This is a genomic window from Altererythrobacter sp. TH136 (assembly GCF_007065885.1).
Lineage (GTDB): Bacteria > Pseudomonadota > Alphaproteobacteria > Sphingomonadales > Sphingomonadaceae > Tsuneonella.
Genome location: NZ_CP041409.1, coordinates 240,766 through 262,190, shown reverse-complemented (window position 1 = coordinate 262,190; position 21,425 = coordinate 240,766). Strand labels below are relative to the sequence as shown.

The 21,425-nt window shown below is 64.3% G+C and carries 21 protein-coding genes and 1 tRNA gene; 7 read left to right on the top strand and 15 right to left on the bottom strand.

All coding sequences use genetic code 11. From position 1 onward, the window contains the following. On the top strand, positions 1 to 1,068 hold the full coding sequence (locus C0V74_RS01305) for a DUF475 domain-containing protein (RefSeq protein WP_143250289.1): 1,068 nt from the start codon (positions 1 to 3) through the stop codon (positions 1,066 to 1,068). Here C0V74_RS01305 and C0V74_RS01300 read toward each other — a convergent pair. The 7 genes from C0V74_RS01300 to C0V74_RS01270 form a co-directional block, all read right to left on the bottom strand. Next, positions 1,025 to 2,023, bottom strand: coding sequence for a bile acid:sodium symporter family protein (locus tag C0V74_RS01300; protein WP_143250288.1), 999 nt, complete (start codon positions 2,021 to 2,023; stop codon positions 1,025 to 1,027). The genes C0V74_RS01305 and C0V74_RS01300 overlap by 44 nt on opposite strands. A 17-nt stretch (positions 2,024 to 2,040) precedes the next feature. After that, a complete protein-coding gene (locus C0V74_RS01295; RefSeq protein WP_168194123.1) occupies positions 2,041 to 3,357 on the bottom strand; it encodes a tetratricopeptide repeat protein in 1,317 nt (438 codons plus the stop codon). 157 nt (positions 3,358 to 3,514) lie between these two features. After that, positions 3,515 to 4,882, bottom strand: a complete 1,368-nt coding sequence (prsR, locus tag C0V74_RS01290) for a PEP-CTERM-box response regulator transcription factor (RefSeq protein ID WP_143250286.1) — start codon at positions 4,880 to 4,882, stop codon at positions 3,515 to 3,517. Then, complete coding sequence (gene prsK, locus C0V74_RS01285) at positions 4,882 to 6,981, bottom strand: XrtA/PEP-CTERM system histidine kinase PrsK (protein WP_143250285.1); 2,100 nt, start codon at positions 6,979 to 6,981, stop codon at positions 4,882 to 4,884. The genes prsR and prsK overlap by 1 nt, the downstream gene beginning before the upstream one ends. 1 nt (position 6,982) lies before the next feature. Further along, entirely contained in the window at positions 6,983 to 8,368 is a 1,386-nt protein-coding gene (locus C0V74_RS01280) for a TIGR03013 family XrtA/PEP-CTERM system glycosyltransferase (protein WP_143250284.1), read from the bottom strand. A 115-nt stretch (positions 8,369 to 8,483) separates the two neighbouring features. After that, positions 8,484 to 8,771, bottom strand: coding sequence for a hypothetical protein (locus tag C0V74_RS01275; RefSeq protein WP_143250283.1), 288 nt, complete (start codon positions 8,769 to 8,771; stop codon positions 8,484 to 8,486). 76 nt (positions 8,772 to 8,847) lie between these two features. Then, on the bottom strand, positions 8,848 to 10,209 hold the full coding sequence (locus C0V74_RS01270; RefSeq protein WP_143250282.1) for a short-chain fatty acyl-CoA regulator family protein: 1,362 nt from the start codon (positions 10,207 to 10,209) through the stop codon (positions 8,848 to 8,850). Positions 10,210 to 10,345: 136 nt separating this feature from the next. Between C0V74_RS01270 and C0V74_RS01265 the strand changes: the two genes are divergently transcribed. The 3 genes from C0V74_RS01265 to C0V74_RS01260 all read left to right on the top strand — a co-directional run bounded on the left by C0V74_RS01265 (position 10,346) and on the right by C0V74_RS01260 (position 12,769). Then, positions 10,346 to 11,944, top strand: a complete 1,599-nt coding sequence (locus C0V74_RS01265; protein ID WP_143250281.1) for an isocitrate lyase — start codon at positions 10,346 to 10,348, stop codon at positions 11,942 to 11,944. Positions 11,945 to 11,956: 12 nt separating this feature from the next. Next, a complete protein-coding gene (locus C0V74_RS12795) occupies positions 11,957 to 12,127 on the top strand; it encodes a hypothetical protein (protein WP_168194122.1) in 171 nt (56 codons plus the stop codon). Positions 12,128 to 12,247: 120 nt separating this feature from the next. Further along, positions 12,248 to 12,769, top strand: coding sequence for a hypothetical protein (locus C0V74_RS01260; protein WP_131623337.1), 522 nt, complete (start codon positions 12,248 to 12,250; stop codon positions 12,767 to 12,769). Here C0V74_RS01260 and C0V74_RS01255 read toward each other — a convergent pair. Next, a complete protein-coding gene (locus C0V74_RS01255; protein ID WP_143250280.1) occupies positions 12,766 to 13,338 on the bottom strand; it encodes a hypothetical protein in 573 nt (190 codons plus the stop codon). The two genes, C0V74_RS01260 and C0V74_RS01255, sit on opposite strands and share 4 nt — an antisense overlap. 456 nt (positions 13,339 to 13,794) lie before the next feature. On the opposite strand from C0V74_RS01255, the gene C0V74_RS01250 reads away from it, so the two are divergent. Further along, positions 13,795 to 15,135 carry an SLC13 family permease gene (locus C0V74_RS01250; protein WP_143250279.1) on the top strand — a complete coding sequence of 447 codons (1,341 nt, stop codon included), beginning with the start codon at positions 13,795 to 13,797 and terminating at the stop codon, positions 15,133 to 15,135. 19 nt (positions 15,136 to 15,154) lie between these two features. Here the strand turns inward: C0V74_RS01250 and C0V74_RS01245 are convergent. The 3 genes from C0V74_RS01245 to efp all read right to left on the bottom strand — a co-directional run bounded on the left by C0V74_RS01245 (position 15,155) and on the right by efp (position 16,680). Further along, positions 15,155 to 15,239: transfer RNA gene (locus C0V74_RS01245), tRNA-Leu, on the bottom strand. 49 nt (positions 15,240 to 15,288) lie between these two features. Continuing rightward, positions 15,289 to 16,110, bottom strand: a complete 822-nt coding sequence (locus tag C0V74_RS01240) for an inositol monophosphatase family protein (RefSeq protein ID WP_143250278.1) — start codon at positions 16,108 to 16,110, stop codon at positions 15,289 to 15,291. Positions 16,111 to 16,116: 6 nt separating this feature from the next. Next, entirely contained in the window at positions 16,117 to 16,680 is a 564-nt protein-coding gene (gene efp, locus C0V74_RS01235; RefSeq protein ID WP_131623345.1) for an elongation factor P, read from the bottom strand. A gap of 141 nt (positions 16,681 to 16,821) precedes the next feature. Between efp and C0V74_RS01230 the strand changes: the two genes are divergently transcribed. Continuing rightward, a complete protein-coding gene (locus tag C0V74_RS01230) occupies positions 16,822 to 17,184 on the top strand; it encodes an elongation factor P (RefSeq protein WP_143250277.1) in 363 nt (120 codons plus the stop codon). A 2-nt stretch (positions 17,185 to 17,186) separates the two neighbouring features. Here the strand turns inward: C0V74_RS01230 and C0V74_RS01225 are convergent, their stop codons facing one another. The 3 genes from C0V74_RS01225 to thiE all read right to left on the bottom strand — a co-directional run bounded on the left by C0V74_RS01225 (position 17,187) and on the right by thiE (position 19,910). Continuing rightward, a complete protein-coding gene (locus C0V74_RS01225) occupies positions 17,187 to 17,828 on the bottom strand; it encodes a M23 family metallopeptidase (protein WP_246844985.1) in 642 nt (213 codons plus the stop codon). Positions 17,829 to 17,834: 6 nt separating this feature from the next. Further along, positions 17,835 to 19,085, bottom strand: coding sequence for a L,D-transpeptidase family protein (locus tag C0V74_RS01220; protein WP_168194121.1), 1,251 nt, complete (start codon positions 19,083 to 19,085; stop codon positions 17,835 to 17,837). A 168-nt stretch (positions 19,086 to 19,253) separates the two neighbouring features. Further along, positions 19,254 to 19,910 carry a thiamine phosphate synthase gene (thiE, locus tag C0V74_RS01215; protein WP_246844915.1) on the bottom strand — a complete coding sequence of 219 codons (657 nt, stop codon included), beginning with the start codon at positions 19,908 to 19,910 and terminating at the stop codon, positions 19,254 to 19,256. Positions 19,911 to 20,130: 220 nt separating this feature from the next. Between thiE and C0V74_RS01210 the strand changes: the two genes are divergently transcribed. Then, positions 20,131 to 20,523: a hypothetical protein gene (locus C0V74_RS01210; protein ID WP_210413426.1), complete on the top strand. Its 393-nt coding sequence runs from the start codon at positions 20,131 to 20,133 to the stop codon at positions 20,521 to 20,523. Positions 20,524 to 20,531: 8 nt separating this feature from the next. Here the strand turns inward: C0V74_RS01210 and C0V74_RS01205 are convergent, their stop codons facing one another. Continuing rightward, the gene (locus tag C0V74_RS01205; RefSeq protein WP_131623353.1) at positions 20,532 to 21,419 is read right to left on the bottom strand and encodes a fructose bisphosphate aldolase; all 888 of its coding nucleotides are present in this window, start codon (positions 21,417 to 21,419) and stop codon (positions 20,532 to 20,534) included. Positions 21,420 to 21,425: the final 6 nt, after the last annotated feature.

Below are 21,425 nucleotides of genomic sequence, written 5' to 3'. Positions count from 1 at the left end.
ATGGACACGCTCAAGCGCTTTTACGGCTTATCGCTGATCTTCACCCTTATCTGCCTGGGACTGGGCGTATGGTACGGTGCGGAAAGCACCGGCACGATGTCCGGCACCGCACAGATGCTGTGGATCATCGTGGTCCTGTCGGTCCTCGAGATTTCGCTCAGTTTCGACAACGCGGTGGTCAATGCCTCCGTACTGAAGAACATGGACCATGTCTGGCAGCGGCGCTTCCTGACGTGGGGCATCCTGTTCGCGGTCTTCGGCATGCGGATCGTATTCCCGCTGGCGATCGTCGCGATCGCTGCGGGACTAGGTCCGATAGACGCGGTCAACTTGTCGCTTAACGATCCGCTGGAGTACGAGCGGATCGTTTCCAGCGCGCATATTGGCATCGCCGGCTTCGGTGGCGCATTCCTGGCCATGGTTGGGTTGAAATTCTTTTTCGACGGCGAGAAAGACATTCACTGGATCGGCACGATTGAGCGGTTTCTTGGCCGGTTCGCCGCGCTGCCGGCAGCAGAGATTGCGCTGTTGCTGCTTGCCGTCTGGGGCATTTCGCTCACGCTGGAATCGGCGGACGCTCTCACGTTTGTGGTCGCGGCGATCCTGGGGCTGGTCACCTTCATCGCGGTCGAAGGCGTCAGCACCATGCTGGAATTGCACGAGGAAAAGCAGCGGCTGCTCGGCGCGGCGGTGCGCAGCGGACTTGGCGGGTTCCTGTACCTCAACATCCTCGATGCCAGCTTCAGCTTCGACGGGGTGATCGGCGCCTTCGCACTGTCGAACAACATGATCGTGATCGCGCTGGGCCTGTCGATCGGCGCGATGTTCGTGCGCTCCATGACCATCCATCTGGTCGAGAAAGGAACGCTAGCGCAGTATCGTTACCTCGAACACGGAGCCTTCTGGGCGATCATCGTGCTGGGCGGGATCATGTTGCTGTCAGCGCGCTGGCACATCCCGGAAACCATCACTGGCCTGATCGGTGCGATCCTGATCGGACTGTCACTGTGCTGGTCCGTGCGCTTCAATCGGACGCATCCGGAAGGGGATGTCGCGCCAGCCGAGTAGCAAGCGGCGCTGATACGACCAACTGCAGCAGGTGGTAGATCAGCAACGGCAGCAGCACCATGCCGGCTACTTCCGGCGGGAATAGCACCGCCGCGAGCGGGGCGCCCATAGCGATGCTCTTGTGCGCCCCGGCGAACAGGAACGCGATCCGATCGCCGCGGTCCAGCCGAATGGCTCGCGCCGTGATCCACGATCCGGCAAAAGCGATAGCGAGCAACAGCACCACGCCGGCGAGCAGCACCAGCCACTCTCGTGCGCCGATCACCGTCCACAGTCCCTGTTCGACCGCGCCCGAGAAAGCCACGTAGACGGCGATGGCAATCGACAGGCGGTCCATCCAGCTGACGAGCGAGCGATGATCGCCCACCCAGCGGGCCAGCCGGGTCTGTAGCGCTTGCCCGAGGGCGAACGGCAGGACCAGGATCAGCATGACCTTGCCGAGGCCGGAGGCGTCCATCTCCGCCGCTCCGCCGCCTCCCAGCAGTGCGAACAAGGGGGCAGCGACGAACACGCCCGCCACGTTCAGCAGGGCGGCCGCCACGACCGAACTGGCGACGTTGCCGCCCGCAAGCGACGAGTACGCGGTGGCGGACTGTACTGTCGACGGCATCGCTCCAAGGTAGAGGAAACCCAACGCCACGAGCGGCGACAGGGCTGGTGCCAGGGCCAGTTCGAATGCCTTGCCAGCGAGCGCCATCACCAGGAAACACCACAGGGCAAGCGGCACCAGAAAGCGCCAGTGCCCGATGCCCCGAACCACCTCGGCGCGCGACAACCGCAGCCCGTTGAGGAAGAACAACACGAAGATCGCGGCGCTCGACACGTCCTGTGCCACTTCGCGCGTAGCTCCAGTCGCCGGAAAGATGCTAGCCAGAATAATCGCGAGCACCAGCAGGCGCACCATGAGATCGATGCTGGAAAACAATCGCCGCACGACGCGCCTGTGGCGGGCCATTCGGCGCTTGTCGAGCGTCAGCCGCCGAGGGACGCGCTGCGGCGAGCGAGTACGGCAGCGGCCTTTGCATTGCCGGGTCCGACCCAAACATGCGCGGCGACGAGATCTTTGGCCGCTCCGGGGTGTCCCCCGGCCTTCAGCGCGGCTGCCATCCGCTTCGTGAGCGGCCATGAAGGCTTGATCGCGGCTGAAGAGTGGTAGTGCCGCATCGCTCCTGCCCAATCGCCCGCAACAAACGCTGCATCTCCCGCAAGGGCCATGGCCTCGGCCGAGCCGGGATGTTTCAGCAGCCAGCGTTTTGCAGCTGCGCGGGCGTCTTCTGTGCGCCCTGCGCGGATCAGTCCACGAACCAGCGTCACGGCGTCCGCTCCTCTCGCTACAACGCGCGTCGGCGCCATGCCCAGCGATGTCGCTGGGGGCAGCACACCCACCCGCATCTCAGCCGATCGCGCCAGTGCACGGTCCAGGTACAGGCCGGCGTGGGCGCGATCCCCCTGGTTCTCGTATGCTCGTGCCACCAGCAGGGCGACGTACGGATCGAGCTGCTCTTGGGAAAACCGCGCAATCAGTTCCCTATCGGAGCCAGCCAAGAACAGAGCCCGCGCCAGCAGGACCTGCACACGCCGGTTGTCCGGCTGACGTCGCAACACCCCATCAAATACTTGCGCCGCGCTGATGGGGTTCCCGCCTTCCAGATCGAGCACTCCAAGCAAAAGCATTGCCGCCGGCGTTCTTTGAACCGCGTCACCGCTGCGCTGGAGCAGGGATCGCGCGAGGTCAAAACGGCCTCCGCGGGCCGCGAGAACCGCCTGAAGACAGAGCGCGCGTCCGTCGCCCGGTGCGACCGCGGCGAGGTGCCTTACTGTTACCAGCATTTCGTTGGCGCGGCCCAGTTCCCCAAGGGTAGCGGCGTATTCGACCAGCAAATTGGGTTCGTCAGGAGCTACCGAAAGCCCCCGTTCGAGCAACGGCAAAGCAGCGGCATTGCCATGCGCATCGCGTTCCATCTGCGCACGCAACAATAACGCCGTTACATTGTCTGGACCAAGCGCGAGGGCGCGATGCGACGCTTCGGCTGCCTGCACCTGCTCCCCGCCGCGATAACGCAGGCGAGCAATATCGAGCCAAAGCTCAGGATTGTCCGGAGCGCCCGTCAGCGCGCGGTCGAATGCCTGACCCGCGCCTGGTAAGTCACCCTCCGCCATGCGCAGGCGGCCGAGCATGTGAAACCCGTGCGCCGCAACGGCGGGGGCGAATTCCACCGAGCCGAGCCAACGCCGGGCCTCCGACAGGTTACCCTGAGCCAATTCGGCCTCGCCCAGGAACGGCGCCAACTCGTTCGCAGGCTGCCCTGCCTCAAGTTCACGTTTCAGCGCCCACTCCGCGCTGATGGCGTCCCCTTGCGCGAGTGCCGCCCGCCAATCATCGGACCGCGCCGCCCCTGTCCCGCCCCCGCAGCCGTACAGCAACAGCGCGAGAGCCAGTGTCAGGTCACGCGTGGAGATCATACTGCTTGAGCAGATCGTAAAGCGTAGGACGACTGATGCCCAACAGCTTGGCACTGCTGGAGATGTTGCCCTCGCTGCGTGCCAGCGCATGGCGGATCATCGTGCGATCGGCCTTCTCGCGGGCACTCTTGAGGTTGAGCAGTTCGGCCGGACCATCATCCACCGGAGCGATGAGGTCGAGATCCTCGGCACTGACGAGTTTCCCATCGGTCATGATCACCGCGCGCTTCACCCGGTTTTCCAGTTCGCGCACGTTGCCCGGCCATTGCCACGCGTCGATGGCGGAGAGTGCATCGGGAGCGAACCCTTTGACGCGCGGGTTCATCTCGGGCGCGAAGCGACTGAGGAACGACTTTGCCAGCAGCACGGCATCGCCCGGGCGCTCGGCGAGCGTAGGCACTTTCACAACGATCTCGGCCAAGCGATAGAACAAGTCTTCGCGGAACGTCCCCGCGCCGATCATGGCTTCCAGGTCCTGATGCGTGGCGCAGACGATGCGGGTGTTCACCTCGATCGCTTTGCGTCCGCCGATCCGCTCGATCGTGCGCTCCTGCAGGAACCGCAGCAGCTTGACCTGCAACGGTAGCGGAATGTCGCCCACTTCGTCGAGGAACAGGGTCCCGCCGTGCGCCAATTCGATCTTGCCTTCGTTGGCGCGCACGGCGCCTGTAAAGGCGCCTTTTTCGTGGCCGAACAGTTCCGCCTCGAGCAACGTCTCCGGAATAGCCGCGCAATTGAGCGCGACGAACGCCCCGCCCCGACGGTCGCTCGCCTGGTGCAACCCGCGGGCGAGCAGTTCCTTGCCGGTCCCGCTGGCGCCCAGCAGCATCACCGACACGTTGGTATTGGCCACCCGTTCGATCGTGCGCGCGACCTTGGCCATTTCGGGCGCCGCAGTTATCATCGTGCCGAGCACGGTCTTGTCCTCACCTACCTTGGCGGCAAGGCGTCGGTTCTCCTCCTCGATCTCGCGCAAGGCGAACGCGCGGCGGACGATCAGGCCCAGCGCGTCGATGTCGACCGGCTTCTGGTAGAAGTCATACGCGCCGCGTTCGATCGCTTCGAGGGCGCTCGACCGTGCGCCATGGCCCGAGGCGACGATCACTTTGGTATCGGGTTTCAGCGCCATGATCGCATCGAGCACCGCGAAACCTTCACTGGTGCCGTCGGGATCCGGCGGCAGCCCCAGGTCGAGCGTGACCACTGCCGGCTCCTCCGAGCGCAGGGCGGCAAGCGCGCTATCGCGGTCGCCGGCGATCGTCACCGCGAAGTCCTCGTACGCCCACTTGAGCTGCGCTTGCAGCCCTTCGTCGTCCTCGATCACCAGCAGGCGTGGCTTTCCCTCGCGCATCACGCGGCCTCACTTTCGAAGTTCTGTTCGAGATATCCGGCAGCCGCCGATAGCGGGAGCGCGATAGAGAAGCGGGTGCCCAGTCCTTCGCGGGATTCGACATCAAGGCGCCCGCCCATTGCGCGAACCAGCTCGCGCGCCTCGAACGCGCCGATGCCGAAGCCGCCATTCTTCGAAGACACGAACGGCTTGAACAGGCTCTCCCGCAAAAAGCGCGGACTCATGCCCGTGCCGGAATCGACGATCTCGATCCGGCCCTGCAACCCATCACACGACACGTCGAGGTAGACCGGCACGCCAGGCGGACTTGCGTCGATAGCGTTCTGCACCAGATGCACCAACGCCTGCTCCAGCCCTTCCGGGTCGGCCAAAACGGTGCATTGATCCGCCCGCGTCAGGTCCACCGGATGCAGTGCGGCGCAGCGGCTGGCGACCCGTCGCGCCAGAGCTGTCAGATCGACGGACTGCCGCGATGCGCTTCCGCTGGCGCCATACCGGCCGAGGCGGGCAAGCAGTGCGTCGAGCTTTTCTGCGCTCTTGGTCAGTGTCACCAGCATGTCCTGGCGGAACTCGGGGTTATCGGCGTGGCGCTGCGCATTGCGCGACAACAGCGAAAGCTGGCTCGCCAAGTTCTTGATGTCGTGCATCACGAAGGCGATCCGGCGATTGAATTCGTCGAACTGCGCCGCTTCCATCAAGGCTTCGTGACCCGCCTGCTCCGCGAGATAGCTCGCAAGCTGCCGGCCCACCACCTTGAGGAGGTCGAAGTCCTCCCAATCCAGGCGGCGCGCAACCGGGGGGCGCGCAAGCAGCGCGATACCGATCAACCGATCGAAATGCAGCAGGGGTACCACGGCCCAGGCCCGCTGATCGTGGCACATCCACGGCGGCACCTCGGATTGCTCGCCGGATGAACCGGCGCCCGCCCGCACCTCGTCCAACTCGACGACCTTGCCGGCCCGTTCGAGCGTGGCCACCAGTTCGGGCGAGCACGCCTTGGCAGGCACAGTGACCTCCGGCCACTGCCAACGCCCAGCCAGCTGAAAACGGCCGTCCTCCGCTGGCAGCAACAGCACTGCGCCCTGGCTGTCGGTAATGTCGGCCAGCGCTTGCGCTGCCCGGTCAGGCAACGCGGGCGCTTCGGGACCGGCGCGGCCGATGGTGCCGGTGAAGCGCAACCACTCGGCCCGATAATCGTACCGGTGCTGAAACAGGTGCTTGTAGGTTTTGACCCGCAACCAGCCGCGCAGCTTCGCCGATGGAAGCCACAGCAGCGCACCGGTCGCCGCGGCGAACAGGAATGCGACTTGCGTCAGCCGGGCGAAATCGCCTCCCAGCAGACTGAGCGACTGCGACAGCAGCAGCATCACCAGCAGGTAACCGCCGATAAGGATCAACGACAAGGTCTGGAACGCGACCGTGCGGCTCGCGGACAGCTTGAGGTCGGCAGCGCGCGCGTTGGCGCCGATCGCCAGCAGCACCGCCATAATCACCGGGACCAGTCCGCGCAGCGCGACCATCTCTGCAGGCATCGTCCGCGCGAACCAGGCCACCGTGTAGAGATTGAGCTGGTATCCCCACATCAGCGCCAGCGCAGCCGCTGCCCAGCGGATCACCTGGCGCGATACGGCAGAGGCACCGGCGTAAAGGTTGTGCACCAGCACCAGTGCTCCGACCGCCACCAGCGCTCGCAGCAGTGCGGTTACGGATAGGGTGACGGAGTGCACCTGAGCCTGAGAACCGAAACGCGCATCCAGAATGACGACGCCGACCTGCAGCAGTTCGACCAGGCACAACGCAATCACCAGGGGACGGATCGGCCCGAGGCTGTGATCGCGCCCGTCGTTGCCGAACAACCGGTAAAGTACGATGATCCACGCCACGTTTCGGGCGCTTTCGAGCAGGTTGGCAGCAGTGGCCTGTGGTCCCCATGCGGCATGGGTCACGCACCACAGCGCGGTGATCGCCAGCGCCGCGATGGTCGCGCCGCGTTCGCGGCGTTGGCTTTGCTTGCGCCACAGGAATGCAGCGACCAGCGTGCAGCTGACTGCGGCCGCAAGGCTGAGGAAGAAACCGGCAACGATCCACACGTGGGCCATCTCAGCGGGCGCCTTCCGGCCACAGCACGACCCGCAAGGTCTGCAGAAGGATCAGCAGGTCGAGGAAGGGGGTGTAATTCTTGGCGTAATAGAGATCGTATTCCAGCTTGGCCCGCGCGTCTTCAACGCTGGCGCCATAGGGATAGTTGATCTGTGCCCACCCGGTAATGCCCGGCTTCACCATGTGCCGCTCGGCATAATACGGCAGCTTGTCCTCTAGGTCGGTGACGAACTGCGGCACTTCCGGCCGCGGACCCACGAAGCTCATCCGGCCGGTGAGCACGGTCCAGACTTGCGGCAGCTCGTCGATCCGCACTTTGCGAATGAAGCGCCCGAGGCGCGTGACCCGCGGATCGTCCTTCAGCGCCCACTGAGCGCCGTTCTTTTCGGCGTCGATGCGCATCGAGCGGAGCTTCACCAACTGGAAGCTCTGGCCATAAAGCCCCACTCGGGTCTGGCGGAAAAACGCAGGGCCCTTGCTGTCGAGCTTCACCAAGAGCGCGAACACGGCGATCAGCGGCAGCGTCAGGGCGAGCAGCAGGCCGCTGGCCGCGATATCGAACACCCGCTTGGCCGCGCTGGACACCACCCGTCCCGAGCTGAACCCGTCGGAAAAGATGAGCCAGCTCGGATTGAGCGTGTCGAGATCGACCCGCCCGGTTTCGCGTTCCAGGAAGCTGGAGAAATCGTTGACGTGAACCCCGTGGGTCTTGATCCGGAGCAAGTCTTTGAGCGGAAGCGAATTGCGCCGCTCCTCCAGCGCCAGGACCACCTCGCTGGCGCCGATATTCTCGACGAAGCGGCCAAGGTCGTGGATCGCTGCGCGGGGGATCGCCTCGTCGATGACCGGCGAACCTTCGTTCATCCCGATGAAGCTGACCACCGCGAAACCGCTCTCCGGTCGCTCCGCCAATTCCTTGATCCGCCTTGCTCGCAGTCCATCGCCCAGCACCAGGACGCGTCGGCGGAACGCCGCGGTGCCGATCACCGATCCGAGCAGCAGACGGTTCGCGATCAGAAGTGCGATCCCCAGGAACATCGCATACAGCAGGGTGGACCGCCAGAACGTGTGACCCGGCAGGACAAAGTCGATCACCGACAGCGCGATGATGCCTATGCTGACCGCTACCAGCAACCGCGCGCCGGCATAGCGCATCGACCGCAAGGCATCGGCGCCATAGGTGCCGACGGCGATCATCGCCAACCACACTGTCATGGCGAACATTGCGAGCATGACGAGGCGATCGCCGAGCGACCCCGTCCCTGTGCCGATCTGCGATGCGCGAACCTGCCACGCAACTTCCCCCGCGATCAGCAACAGCGCGAGATCGAACAGGCCCAGCAGCATCACCGCGTGCGGGATATAATGCTTGAAAAGGCGGATCATCGTCTCGGCCCGGGGCGCTCCTATCGAGGCAAGCCCTAGGACCGAGAGATGAAATGTCGGTAAACTTTACAGCGGGACCCTGACCTGACGCACACCGGGGCGGGCGTGGAACGGCTCAGTTATTGTTTGTCACGTTGTCGGCAGCGTCCTGTGCAGCATTGCCCACCTGTTCGGCAGCGTTGCCGACATCGCTGGCGGCATCTGCGATGGCGTTGTCTTTTGCGGATTCCGAGTTGCTCATGCCTGAAAAGAACCAGATCGCAGCGATGAGGGCGACGATCAGAACCAGCGCGATGACCCAGCCGGACCCGCCGCCCCTGCGCTCGCCATCGGTCACAACCGTATGCGTGGTATGAGTGTCGCCGGCAGGCGTCCTCACTTCGGTGATGCGTTCGTCAACCATTGATGGCACTCCCTCATAAAATGCTGACCGGAAACGAATGGCTGGGTCCGCAGGTTCCGCGATCGATGGTTAACGACTAGAACCGAAACGGCGTCACGCCCTCCTCCAGGGACGAGAACGCGAGCGTCGTCCCGCGTGGGGGGAGCGCGCGCTGAAGACATCCACGCACATGGCAACGATCGCAACCAAGGCCGAACGGCGTCGCCTCCTCGGCCCGAAGCGACCGGCCGCGAGCCGCCGCGAGTTCGCTTGCCAAGCGCGCCTCCAGGCCCAACACGACGACGAACCGCCCACCGGCCCGCCCGTCCACGGTGCGCGCGATCGTCAGCCAATGTGCGGGTGCTGCGCCAGCGCCATCCTGCAGCACCGTCTGCACGAACAGTTCGCCTGGTTGTTCGAACGCGCGGTGGGCATGCCACAAGGGACACGAGTTGGCGCTTTCCAGCAGCGTCGCACCGCTCGCACCGGCAAAGCGCTTTGAATACTGGCCCGCCCGGTCGAGCCGGGCCATGAAAAACGGTAACCCGCGCTGTCCCACGCGCTGAAGGGTCGTCAACCGGTGCGCCAGTTGCTCAAACCCAACGCCGAAACGCCGAAGCAGAACGGGGAAGTCATATCCGGTGGCCTCGCACGCGCGCAGGAAGCGTCCATAAGGCATCACCAGAGCTGCCGCGACATAGGCCGTGAGATGTCGTTCGAACAGGGCGCGCGCCGCCGGCTCGGCGAACTGGCCCCCAGCCGCAAGGTTGGCGATCTCGTCTCGGAATTCGAGTTGCGCGATCTGGGTCGCCGCCTCGAACGTGCGCGATGCCGGATCGAGCATTTCACCCAGCTGAAGCTGCCGCGCATGAAGGTCCAGCCTGCGCAGCGCGTCGGGCATGACCTCGCGCGGCAGAATCCGGATTCCCAACTGATGCCGATCGCGTAGCCGCTCAGCGAGCGCGGTATAGGTATCGCCGCGCGACAGACGCAATTCATCAGCGAGACTTTCGGCGGCTGCATCGAGATCGGCGAAATGGTTGCGCCAGCGCTCGATTTCGCGGCGAGCGGCATCGGTCGGGTCCTCGCGCCGTTCGGCGGGTCCCGCGTTGTCGTACAGGCGGGCGAACGCCGCGGCCGCTTGCGGCGCGGCTGACAGCATCTCGGCGAGTTCGTCCCGATCGATGCCGAGATCGCTGAACCGCTCGTCGGCCATCCGTCGCGCGAGACCGTCGACCCCGCCGATTGCCTCATCCTCCCGCAAGCTGCGCGGATCGAAATCGAACTGTTGCACCACTTGCAGCACGACGCGCGCTGACAGAGGACGCTGGTTGCGCTCGATCAGGTTGAGGTAGCTGGGAGAAATGGCCAGTCGGCTCGCCATGGCCGCTTGCGTCAGTCCGGCCCGTTTTCGCAACCGTCGGAGCGCCGCACCGACGAACAATCCCGCCTCGGGCATTTGTAAAGTCCTTTACAGGTTTTCACATTGGATTGCCTTTAGGACACCCCACTGACAAGATTGTTTGTCATTTTTGTGATCGAACCGGAGCGTGGTGTGTCATTCAGTCGACACAAGCCGACACGGGAATCGATCCATGACTTACCAAAGCAGCATCACTGACCTCCGCCACACAATCGAAAACGCGGGCGCACCGTGGGCTGCGATCGACGCCGAGAGCGCGGCGCGGATGAAGCTGCAAAATCGCTTTCCGACCGGTCTCGACATCGCCCGCTACACCGCCAGGATTATGCGCGAGGACATGGCGGCGTACGATGCCGATCCGGCGCAATACTCTCAGTCGCTGGGTTGCTGGCATGGCTTCATCGGTCAGCAGAAGCTGATCGCGATCAAAAAGCATTTCGGCACCACGAACAAGCGGTACCTCTATCTGTCTGGCTGGATGATCGCCGCGTTGCGGAGCGAGTTCGGCCCCCTGCCCGATCAATCGATGCACGAGAAGACTTCGGTCCCCGCGCTGATCGAAGAACTCTACACCTTCTTACGCCAGGCTGATGCCCGCGAGCTCGGCGGTCTGTTCCGCGAACTCGACAAGGCGCGGGAGGGTGGCGATGAAGTGGAAGCCAAGCGCCTCCAGCACGCCATCGACAACCACGAAACGCACGTCGTGCCGATCATCGCCGATATCGATGCCGGCTTCGGAAATGCCGAGGCAACCTATCTCCTCGCCAAGAAAATGATCGAGGCGGGTGCCTGCGCAATCCAGATCGAAAACCAGGTGTCCGACGAAAAACAGTGCGGCCACCAGGACGGCAAGGTCACCGTGCCGCACGAGGATTTCCTCCAGAAGATCCGTGCGGTTCGCTACGCCTTTCTCGAGCTCGGCGTTGAGGACGGAGTGATCGTCGCCCGGACCGACAGCCTCGGCGCGGGTCTGACCAAGCAGATCGCCTATTCAAAAGAGCCGGGCGACCTGGGCGACCAGTACAACAGCTTCCTCGATTGCGAGGAAGTCGATGCCGGCCAGATCGGCAACGGCGACGTCCTCATCACCCGCGATGGCAAGCTGCTGCGGCCCAAGCGCCTGCCGTCCAACCTGTTCCAGTTCCGCGCTGGCACGGGCGAGGACCGCTGCGTGCTGGATTCCATTACATCGCTGCAGAATGGCGCGGACTTGCTGTGGATCGAGACCGAAAAGCCCCACATCGGACAGATCGGCGGGATGGTGAACCGCATCCGCGAGGTGATCCCCAATGCCAAGCTGGTGTACAACAATTCGCCTAGCTTCAACTGGACGCTCAATTTCCGCCAGCAGGTGTTCGATGCCTGGACAGAAGCGGGCAAGGATGTCTCGGCTTATGATCGCGCCAGGCTTATGAGTGTCGACTACGATTCAACCGACCTTGCCGCCGAAGCCGATGAACGCATCCGCACCTTCCAGGCCGACGCGGCGCGTGAGGCGGGCATCTTCCATCACCTGATCACGCTGCCGACGTACCACACGGCCGCGCTCAGCACCGACAATCTTGCTCGTGAATACTTCGGCGATGCCGGCATGCTGGGCTACGTGAAGAACGTGCAGCGCGAAGAAATCCGCCAGGGCATCGCTTGCGTGAAGCACCAGAACATGTCGGGCAGCGACATCGGTGACGATCACAAGGACTACTTCGCAGGCGAAGCCGCGTTGAAGGCTGGCGGCGAGCACAACACCATGAACCAGTTCGCCGCTGCGTAAGGGATAACCGCGATGACCGAAGAGACACCCGCACCTGAACCCAGCCGCGCCCGCGCCCTGCTGTCGACTGCTGATTTCCGCCTCCTCCGCACCGCGCTGACCGCGTATGCCCGCAGCTGCGAGGATCGGGAGGAACTGGCGAAGATCAACGCGCTGCATCACCGGCTGGGCAGCTACACCTGACAGGATCTCCTGGGGAGGAGAGACGGCCGTCGGGGATCCCCCGTCTCCGGCGGCCGTCAACCAATCCGCAACCATCCATGGTTTCGAGGCCTTCAGCCTTGATGCGCTAGTGCACCGAGCATGGTTCGCAAGGCACCGACCGCATCAACCGGCGCGCAGATGTACCGCCACTTCGCCGTGCTTACGCTCGCGGTGACGGCAGCGGTCGGCGTGTTTGCCGATGGCGAAAACCGCAAGGCGGCCGCCAGCGAATTGAAGCCTGTCGCTACTCGCTCATCTCCTCACGCCGGCCCGACAGAGCTTGCCCGCAAAAGTGTTCAGCCGCACGCCGCTTTCGCGGTGACAGACACCTTCGACCGCAGCTTCGGTGAGCCGATGGATAGGGCGGGATCTTCTGCGCAGCCGGGCGCACTCGAAAGCGACTTCGCGAACGGGACGGCGGGGGCAGCGCCTGCTTCGTTCAACGCTTACGGCGTTTCCGCAGCGGTGTGGGCGCGCATGACCGATGAGCAGAGAAGAGACCTGATCGCCCGCTACGAAGCTGCGCGTGACCAATCAGGACAACCTGAGCGTGCCGAGCAGATCGACGGGCTGATGGCGGCTTCGCGTGCTCGTTCGGGCGAGGCGACAACCTCCGACTAAGTCTCTGGCGCAACGGCGGGCGCGGCCCGCCCGCTGGTACTCCATGCAGCGAGGGTTTCACCTGAGGCACCATTCTCGATGGCTACTTCGTCGATGATGGTGCTGATCAGGCAGACCGGGCGCTGCCGCCCATCGGCGGCCTGGCGGCAGGCCATGGGCGTCGCACCGGTCCCGCGCGCAAGCCTGCCGCTGATCCGCAGGCGGAACCCTTTCGAAGCGTCAAGTTCCTCCGGCGGCACCCGCAGTACGGCTTCGTAGGCGGTGCCGTCACGGCGACCGCGTCGAGGCCCGTCCGTTAGGAAGACCTGGCCGATCGCCAGCGTCGGTTCGGGTACCGTGCCGGGCGCTTGAGGTTCCGCCGGGGATTCCTGTAGTTCGCCATCTCGCGCCGGCGTGACAGCTGGCGCTGGACATGCCTCGTTCGAAGTCCACGGATGCTCTATCCAGAACCCTTCGACCGCCTCGACCCGGAGGGCGCTTTCGTCAAACCACCAGGCGCCGCCCGACCATTGAACGGGCGCGATGACGAAGCCGAGCGTCTCATCCTCGCTGTCATAGAGCCAACGCATTGGTACTTCGGCATCGGGCTCCGCCGGACCCTCGCATCCGAACGGGAGACGCAGTTCAAAGCGCCGCCCGCCAGAATCGACCAACTCCTCACCGGGCGCGCGGCGACTGGTAAACGCATCGGCCGCTTCTGCCGCCAGTGAAATCAGATCCGCTCGTCCAAGAATGCCGGCCGGTGTCGGTGACGGATCGGGCTTTGGTGATGCGACAGGTGCGGGCGAGAGCGCTTCCGGAGCGCTTCCCCGCCCAAGCAGAAACCCTGCGCCGCCTACTAGGACCACGGCGGCCAGCGCGCCCGCAAGAACTAGACGGCTGGCGCGTGGGCTTGGCTCTTGCATGGCCAATTGATAGGCAAATCCGAAGGCAGACTCCAGACCCCGCAAAAGCTGGGGCGATCTTCCTGCAGGAAAGGCGCGCATGTCCAGCTATCGACCCGCCGCCCCGGCTTGGCGCCATACGTGAACGTCGACGAGATCCTCACCCTCATAGTGCTCGCGGCAGTGGTCGCGGCTTTGATCTGGGACGTCGTTCGACCGGACGTGGTAGCCCTAAGCGGCGCCGCGGTTCTGCTCATGACGGGCGTCGTCCGCCCGATCGAAGTTCAGGGCGCGTTCGCCAGTCCGGCCATTATCGCGCTCGCCTCGCTATTCGTCATTGCTTATGCGCTGGAACTGTCTGGCTTGCTCGACCGCGCGATCACGGCCGGGGTCAAGTCGTGCAAGCGCGCGGGAGCCGCGGGCATATGGATGCTCCTCTCGGCGATCGGGGTCGTCTCCTGCTTCCTCAACAGCACTCCGATCGTCGTACTCGGCGCGCCCGTGATCCGCGACGTGGCAAAGGCGCTCAAGCTTTCGCCGAAGCGGTATCTCATGCCGTTGTCGTATATCTCGGTGCTGACCGGATGTTGCACGCTCATCGGCACCTCGACCAATCTGCTCGTCGACGACATGGCGAGTATTGCCGGCCAGCCACGCTTCGGAATTTTCGAGATCACCCCGGTGGGAGTGCCGATGGCAATCATCGGCGGACTCTACCTGTTTCTTTTCAGCGGCCGGCTGCTGAAAAAGTCGATCAACGAAGACGGCGCGGAGGAGGAAAAGAAGGAAGATACGCGACGCGGTCTCGCCAGCCTTGCCGCCGCCGGGACCGATGACGTTCACGTGCAGGTCGGGCATGCGGAACTGTTTGCCGAGCCCCGCCCGTTCCAGCCGATCAAGGCGGCGATCGCCTCGGCCATCTTCCTTGGCGCGATTGCCGCCGCGGCCTTGAATATCGCTCCCATCGCGGCGAGCGCCTTCGCCGGCGCCGTCCTGCTGATCCTGCTCAAGGTCATCACCCCCGACGAAGCGTATGGCGGGCTCAAACCGGATATCCTGATCCTGATCGCGGGTATGGTCGTGATCGGGATCGCGATGGAAGAAAGCGGATTGGCCGATGCCGCCACCCGGATTCTCATCGGATCGACCGACGAGATCAGCCCGCTTGCGGCGCTGATCGTGCTTTATCTCGTGACGATGATCCTGACCGAACTTTTGTCCAATGCGACCGTGGCGGTGCTGGTCACGCCGATCGCGGTCGCGCTCGCGGAAAGCCTCGGCGTCAGTCCTCGCCCGTTCCTGGTCGCAGTGATGATGGCCGGAAGCGCCGCCTTCGCGACGCCGTTCGGCTATCAGACGAACGTCATCGTCTATCAAATGGCGGGTTATCGCTACACCGACTTCCTGCGCGTCGGCCTGCCCCTGAACGCAATCACCGGGATAGTGGCGATCGTCGCCATCCACTTCGCCTTCCCGTTCTAGGCGGGTCGGCAATCAGGTCTGGTGCCCCCGGCCGGAGTCGAACCGGCACTCCTTGCGGAACTCGATTTTGAGTCGAGCGCGTCTACCAATTCCACCACGGGGGCACAGGCGGAGCGCGGCTTAGCCGCCGCAAGAGCGCGCGGCAAGCGGCCGTCAGCCCTTAAGTGCGCCGGCGAGGTTCTTGTGCAGCTTGGAATGAAGGCCGTCGTTCGCGGCCAGAACCTGCCGATCGCATACTGGCAAGGAGCGACCCCGGTAATCGGTCACGAACCCACCCGCTTCGCGCACCAGCAAACAGCCGGCCGCCGTGTCCCATGCGGCAAGATCGCTCTCCCAGAAACCGTCGAAACGTCCGGCGGCGACCCATGCCAGATCGAGGGATGCGGCACCGAAGCGCCGGATGCCGGCTACTTGCGGGCCGATGGCTGCCAGCACGCGCGTCCATTCCCCAAAGTCGCCATGCCCGCCATAGGGTATGCCGGTGGCGACGAGAGCATCCGCCATGTTCTTCCTGCTCGACACTCTCAGCCGCTTGTCCTGCAGCCAGGCGCCACGGGTCTTTTCCGCCCAGAAGGTCTCGTCAGTGATCGGCTGATAGACCACGCCGGCAATCACTTCGCCCCAGCCCGACCCATCCGGCTTGGGTTCCTGCGCGGCGATCGAAATCGCGAAATGCGGGATACCGTGAAGGAAGTTGCTGGTGCCGTCGAGCGGATCGACCACCCAGCGCGGCATCCCCGGCTTGCCTTCGATCGTGCCGCCTTCTTCCAGTTCGAACCCCCAGTCGGGCCGCGCGTGGAGCAGTTCGTCGTAGATCGTCCGTTCGGAAATCTGATCGGCCTTCGACACGAAATCGGCCGGTCCCTTGCGGCTGACCTGGAGGTGCTCGACCTCGCCGAAATCGCGCCGCAGTTTTCCGCCCGCCTTGCGCGCGGCTTTCTCCATCACACGGATCAGGCCCGAAATCGCCGCCATGATGTGTTAACCAGCCTTGCCGACGTAGGTCCGCTCATAGACGTCGACCACGATCCGCGTGCCGCTGCCGATATGCGGCGGCACCATCACGCGCACGCCATTGTCGAGGATCGCAGGCTTGTAGCTCGAGGACGCCGTCTGCCCCTTAACCACCGCATCAGCTTCGACGATGGTGGCTTCGATCTGGCTGGGTAGCGCGACCGAGATCGGCTTCTCATCCCACAGTTCCAGGTCGACTTCCATGCCGTCCTGCAGGAACGCTGCTGCCTCTCCCACCAGGTCGGCGGGCAGAGTGATCTGTTCGTACGAATCCTTGTCCATGAACACCAGCATCTCGCCATCGGCGTAGAGATACTGATACGCCTTCTGGTCCAGGCGCACGCGCTCGATCGTGTCGGCGCTGCGGAAACGGACGTTGGTTTTGCGGCCGTCCTGCAGGTTCTTCATCTCGACCTGCATGTACGCCCCCCCCTTGCCGGGCTGGGTGTGCTGGATCTTGGCCACCTTCCAGATCCCGCCGTCGTATTCGAGGATGTTACCGGGACGAATGTCCACGCCGGAGATTTTCATCGCTAAAGAGCCTCTTGGAGTAATTGGCCGCGCGGGTGAGCCCCCGGGGGCGCGGCACCATGCCTGCGCGCCTTAGCGGCTCGGTCAGCAACCGGCAAGGCAGGTGGCGGCAACAGCTGGTGCATGCTACGAATGCCCCTGATGACGAGCCACTTTTTCGCTGTACTGCTGCTCGCGACCGCGGGTTTCGGAACCGCCGCCCACGCCGAAGGCAAGCTCGGCACCCTGCCGCACGGCCGCTATGTCTGCGAGCTTCCGGGCGATGCGGCGGGGCTGGCATCGCGACCGGTCGACAAGGCCTGGTTCGAAATCACCAATGCGTCGACCTACGTGACTGAAACCGGCAAGGGCACCTATCTACTGTCCGGCGACGACGTGGTGTTCACCCGCGGCCCCATGCGGGGTGCCCGGTTTGAACGGGTCAGCCCCAAACGGCTTCAGCGCACGAACCTTGAAGGCGAATTCGCCAAGATGCGCTGCGTGCGCACCGGGTCATCGCGCTAGACCTACTTCCCACCCAGCAAGGGATACGGGTTGATGGCGGTAGCCGGCTCCGACCACCTCGCTCCCGGGTGCGTCTGCAGCACCGCGAAATGAAGATGCGGCCCTGCCGGATCAGCATTACCGGTGTGCCCTACGCTGCCAAGCCGCTGGCCGGCGGTCACCTTCTGACCTTCGCGCAGTCCCGGCGCATAGTTTCTGAGGTGGGCATAATAGTAGATCGTCCGCTGGTCGGGTGAACGGACGTAGATCGTCAGCCCGCCGGCTTTCGATGTGAACAGCTTTTCGATCCGTCCCGGCGCCGCGGCGATGATGGGCGTTCCTTCCGCCGCCATGACGTCAATCGCGTCATGCACCCGCGTCCCTCCGCCGCGCGCCTGAGTAAAAGTGTCGGTCAAATCGGCGGCAGTCTTGCCGACTACCGGCACCACGAGCGTTGCGCCGCGTGCCGGAGCCATGACCGATCGACCAGCCAACTGCCGGTCCGATTGCTGCACGCCGCGGGAAGCATTCGCAGCAGACTGGGGCGCCTCTCCTCCGCTCGCGAAATTCGCTTGCTGCATGATCGTCCCACCCGCCACGATCCAGACCGCTGACGTCAGTGTCGCGGTCACCACAATCGTCAGCAGCCGATCGAGCTGGTGCAACATGGCCTATTTCTCGAAAATCACCTGGGTATCGGTGCTTACCATCTGCGCCAGTCGCGCCGCATCCCAGTTGGTGAGTCGCACGCAGCCGTGAGATTCTGCGCGGCCAATGGTCTGCGGCTCGGGCGTGCCGTGGATCCCATAGTGTTCCTTGCTAAGGTCAATCCAGACGACCCCGACCGGACCGTTCGGACCCGGCGGCAAAGTGGCTTTTTCATCCGTCGCCTCGGCATCCCAGAACAGGTCGGGATTGTAGTTGAACGGCGGATTATGGGCGACTGCGTTGATCTTCCATTCGCCGAGCGGAAGCGGGTCGCGGCTCGATCCGGAGGTCACGGTGAACAGCGCAATCAGCTTGCCGCCCTGATCGAACGCTTTCAGCGTGCCCTTGCTCTTGCTCACAACAACCTTTGCGGCCTTCGGCTGATCCGTACCGACACCCAGACTTTGCAGCGTCTGCTGCCACTTGGCATCCTTGACCGAACCCGGAGCGATGCGATCGGCACCGATGTTCGGTACGCGGATCAGCTTTCCTGCGGTAAAGGTCGATGGCAGCGGCGCTAGGTCCGCCGCGCCCGATGCGGTCGCCGATGGGGAGGGAGTTGGCGAGGCGCTGCCGGTCGGCCCGGGCGTTGCCGTGGCTGAAGGGCTAGCTCCCCCGGCTGCCGCTGAATCGGCCATCATGCCTGCGGGCCTTCCGCCCGGGTTCAATGACTTGAGCACGTCAACCGTGGTGTGGAACCGCTCGGCCAGACGTTCATCGAGATTCTGATATCCCAGCCGCTCCAGCTTCGCCTGATCTTCCGGCTCATCGGGGGTGCGCATGTACTGCTCATTCCCCCAGTCCGCCGGAATGCGCACTACCCGCGTTGCAGGGATGGACTGCCACTGACTGAGCTTGGACCTGGTCGCTTCGTCCAGTTCGCCTGTAACCGGCAGGCCGTTGGCTTCCTGGAAACCGTTGAGAGCGTTTTCAGTCGACATGCCCATCTTGCCATCGATCACGCCAGGCCCGAACCCTTGCCGATCAAGCACGACCTGAGCCTGCATCACCGGACGCGCGTCTACGTCAGGGATGTCAGGCACGTCCGAAGCGGCGTCCCCTCCGTCGTGCGAAGCCATCGTGTCGGCCAGGTTCTCGGTGGTCGCATTCACCGCACGGTCGGCCTCTGCCCCGGCATCGTTGTCTCGATCCGTGCCGTTGAAGCCACAGGCGGCAAGCGCGAAAGCTGAAGCGGCGGCGATGAAAGAGCGCATGGAAAATCCTGTGTCTGCGGGGCGCGACCCACCCCTTCCCCGGAACAATCGATAACGATAACCAATGACCGCCGGTTCGTTTCCTGCGGGACTGGGAGCGTTCAGCACAATCTCCCTCTGCGAGGAGGGTTGGGGACGTTAAGAGCGGATTCGTCCCGCCCCTGCCATTTAGGCGTTGGCCTCTGCGATGGCGCGCTTGAATGCACGGACGTTGGCTTCCTCGTCGCCAGTCCACACCGCGGCCGAAACAGCCAGAAAGTCCGCGCCCGCCTTCACCAGCGGACCACAGTTGTCAGGCGTGATTCCGCCGATCGCCACGCACGGAATCTCGACCATCTGCTGCCACCATTCCAGGACTGCCAACTCAGGCCGATGCTCGCTGGCCTTGGTCGTGCTGGGGAAGAAGCTGCCGAACGCGACGTAGTCCGCGCCCGCTTCGCCCGCTTCCAGCGCCAAATGGCGACTGGCGTGGCAGGTCACCCCGATCTGGGAGTCTCGCCCGAGTTGTTCGCGCGCATCTCGCACATCGCCGTCCGCTTGGCCCAGATGCACCCCGTCGGCACTCAGGCGCTTGGCGAGCCCGATGTCGTCGTTCACGATGAAAGCGCATTCATGCGCCGCGCAGATGGCCTGGAGCGGCGCCGCCAGCGCTGCGGCCGCGTGCTGATCAATGGCCTTCACCCGAAACTGGAACGCCGCCACGTGGCCGGCGGCCAGCGCCCGTTCAAGCCGGGCCGGAAAGTCACCCGTCACGTCCAGCGGCGAAATGAGGTAAAGGTGACAGTGCGATACGGCATGGGTGTTCGGTTGGCTTGGCGCGCTCACAATTCGATACCTCCAGGTGCCAGTCCGCATCTGCGCCGGCTGGATGACAGCGTAATTGCGGGCTGTTCGGTCGCGGGAAGCGCGCCGTCAAGCACCGCGCAGCGTTTGCCCAAGGCGGGGCCTTTCGTTGCTGTGCGGGGTTCGCAGTGAGATACGGCTCGCCAGGATCGCCGCGTGACGTTCAGTCCTGCGAAAGTACCGGGCGGGATATCACGCCGGCATGATGAAAATCCCCGCGCTCGTGCTGGCCCTGGCCCCGCCTTCGGTGACCGCTTGTGCGGTGGTGCCGCCCGCCGACAGCACCCCGCCTCAGCCCGCCGGTTACGCGGTGCCCATCGGCCAGCCGGTGCAGGTGGGCGATCTGATCCTCACGCCGAGGAAGCTGGTGGAGGACAGCCGCTGCCCGATGAATGCCCGCTGCGTATGGGCCGGCCGGGTGGTCGTGAAGACCACCATTGCCGGCGCCGGATGGGCGGATACCGCGGATCTGACTTTGGGAGAGCCGTACGGCACGCATGGCAAGGTCATCGCGCTGGTTTCGGTCCGGCCGGAAAAGATGGCCGGCACCGAAACGCAGCCGATGGAGTACCGATTCGTCTACGAGCCGCGCTAGCTTGTCTGCTAGCGGACGGAGGCGAGGTGGATTTGGTCGATCGCCGAACCGAGCGTGGCGTCGAATTCCTCGTCGCTCTGCTGGTGGCGCAGGTCCTGCAGCAAGCCCCGGCTGAAGCTGGCGATCATGCCCTGGTTCTCCGCCAGCTTGGCGCACGCTTCTTCCGTTGAATACCCGCCCGAAAGCGCGACCACGCGCAGCACCTTGGGGTGGTTGATCAGCGGCTGGTAGAGATTGGCTTCCACCGGGATCGACAGCTTGAGCATTACCTGCTGGCCTTCGGGCAGCGCGTCGAGTTCGCGGCTTATCGCCTGCAATAGCACCCTCTCACCCTCAGCCCGGTCGCTTGCCTTGATGTCGTATTCGGGCTCGAGGATCGGCATCAACCCAGCGGCGACGATGCGCTTCCCTTCCTCGAACTGCTGGCGAACGATTCGCTCGATGCCGCTGGCCTGGTTGGACTTGATCACGCTGCGCATCTTGGTGCCGAACACGCCCTTGTCGCGCGCGCGGCCAAGCAGGCTTTCCAGTTCCGGCATCGGCTTCATCAGCTGCACACCATCCGCCTCGTCCTCCAGGCCCTTGTCGACCTTGAGAAACGGCACCACTCCGCGCTCGGCGAGCCGTTCGGGCACCGGCTTGCCGCCGCTCATGCCGTCCATGGTTTTTTCGAACAGGATCGCGCCGATCACCTTGCCGCCGCCGAAGCAGGGGCTTTCGATGATCCGCTCACGCATCGCGTGGATCAGGCCGAACATCTCGTCCTCGTCGGACCAGGCGCCGTCCTCGATGCCGTAGCCGGTCAGCGCCTTCGGTGTGGAACCGCCGGACTGGTCGAGTGCGGCGATGAAGCCTTCACCCGTGGCGATGCGGCGGGTCATGTCGTCGGTATTCATTGCGTG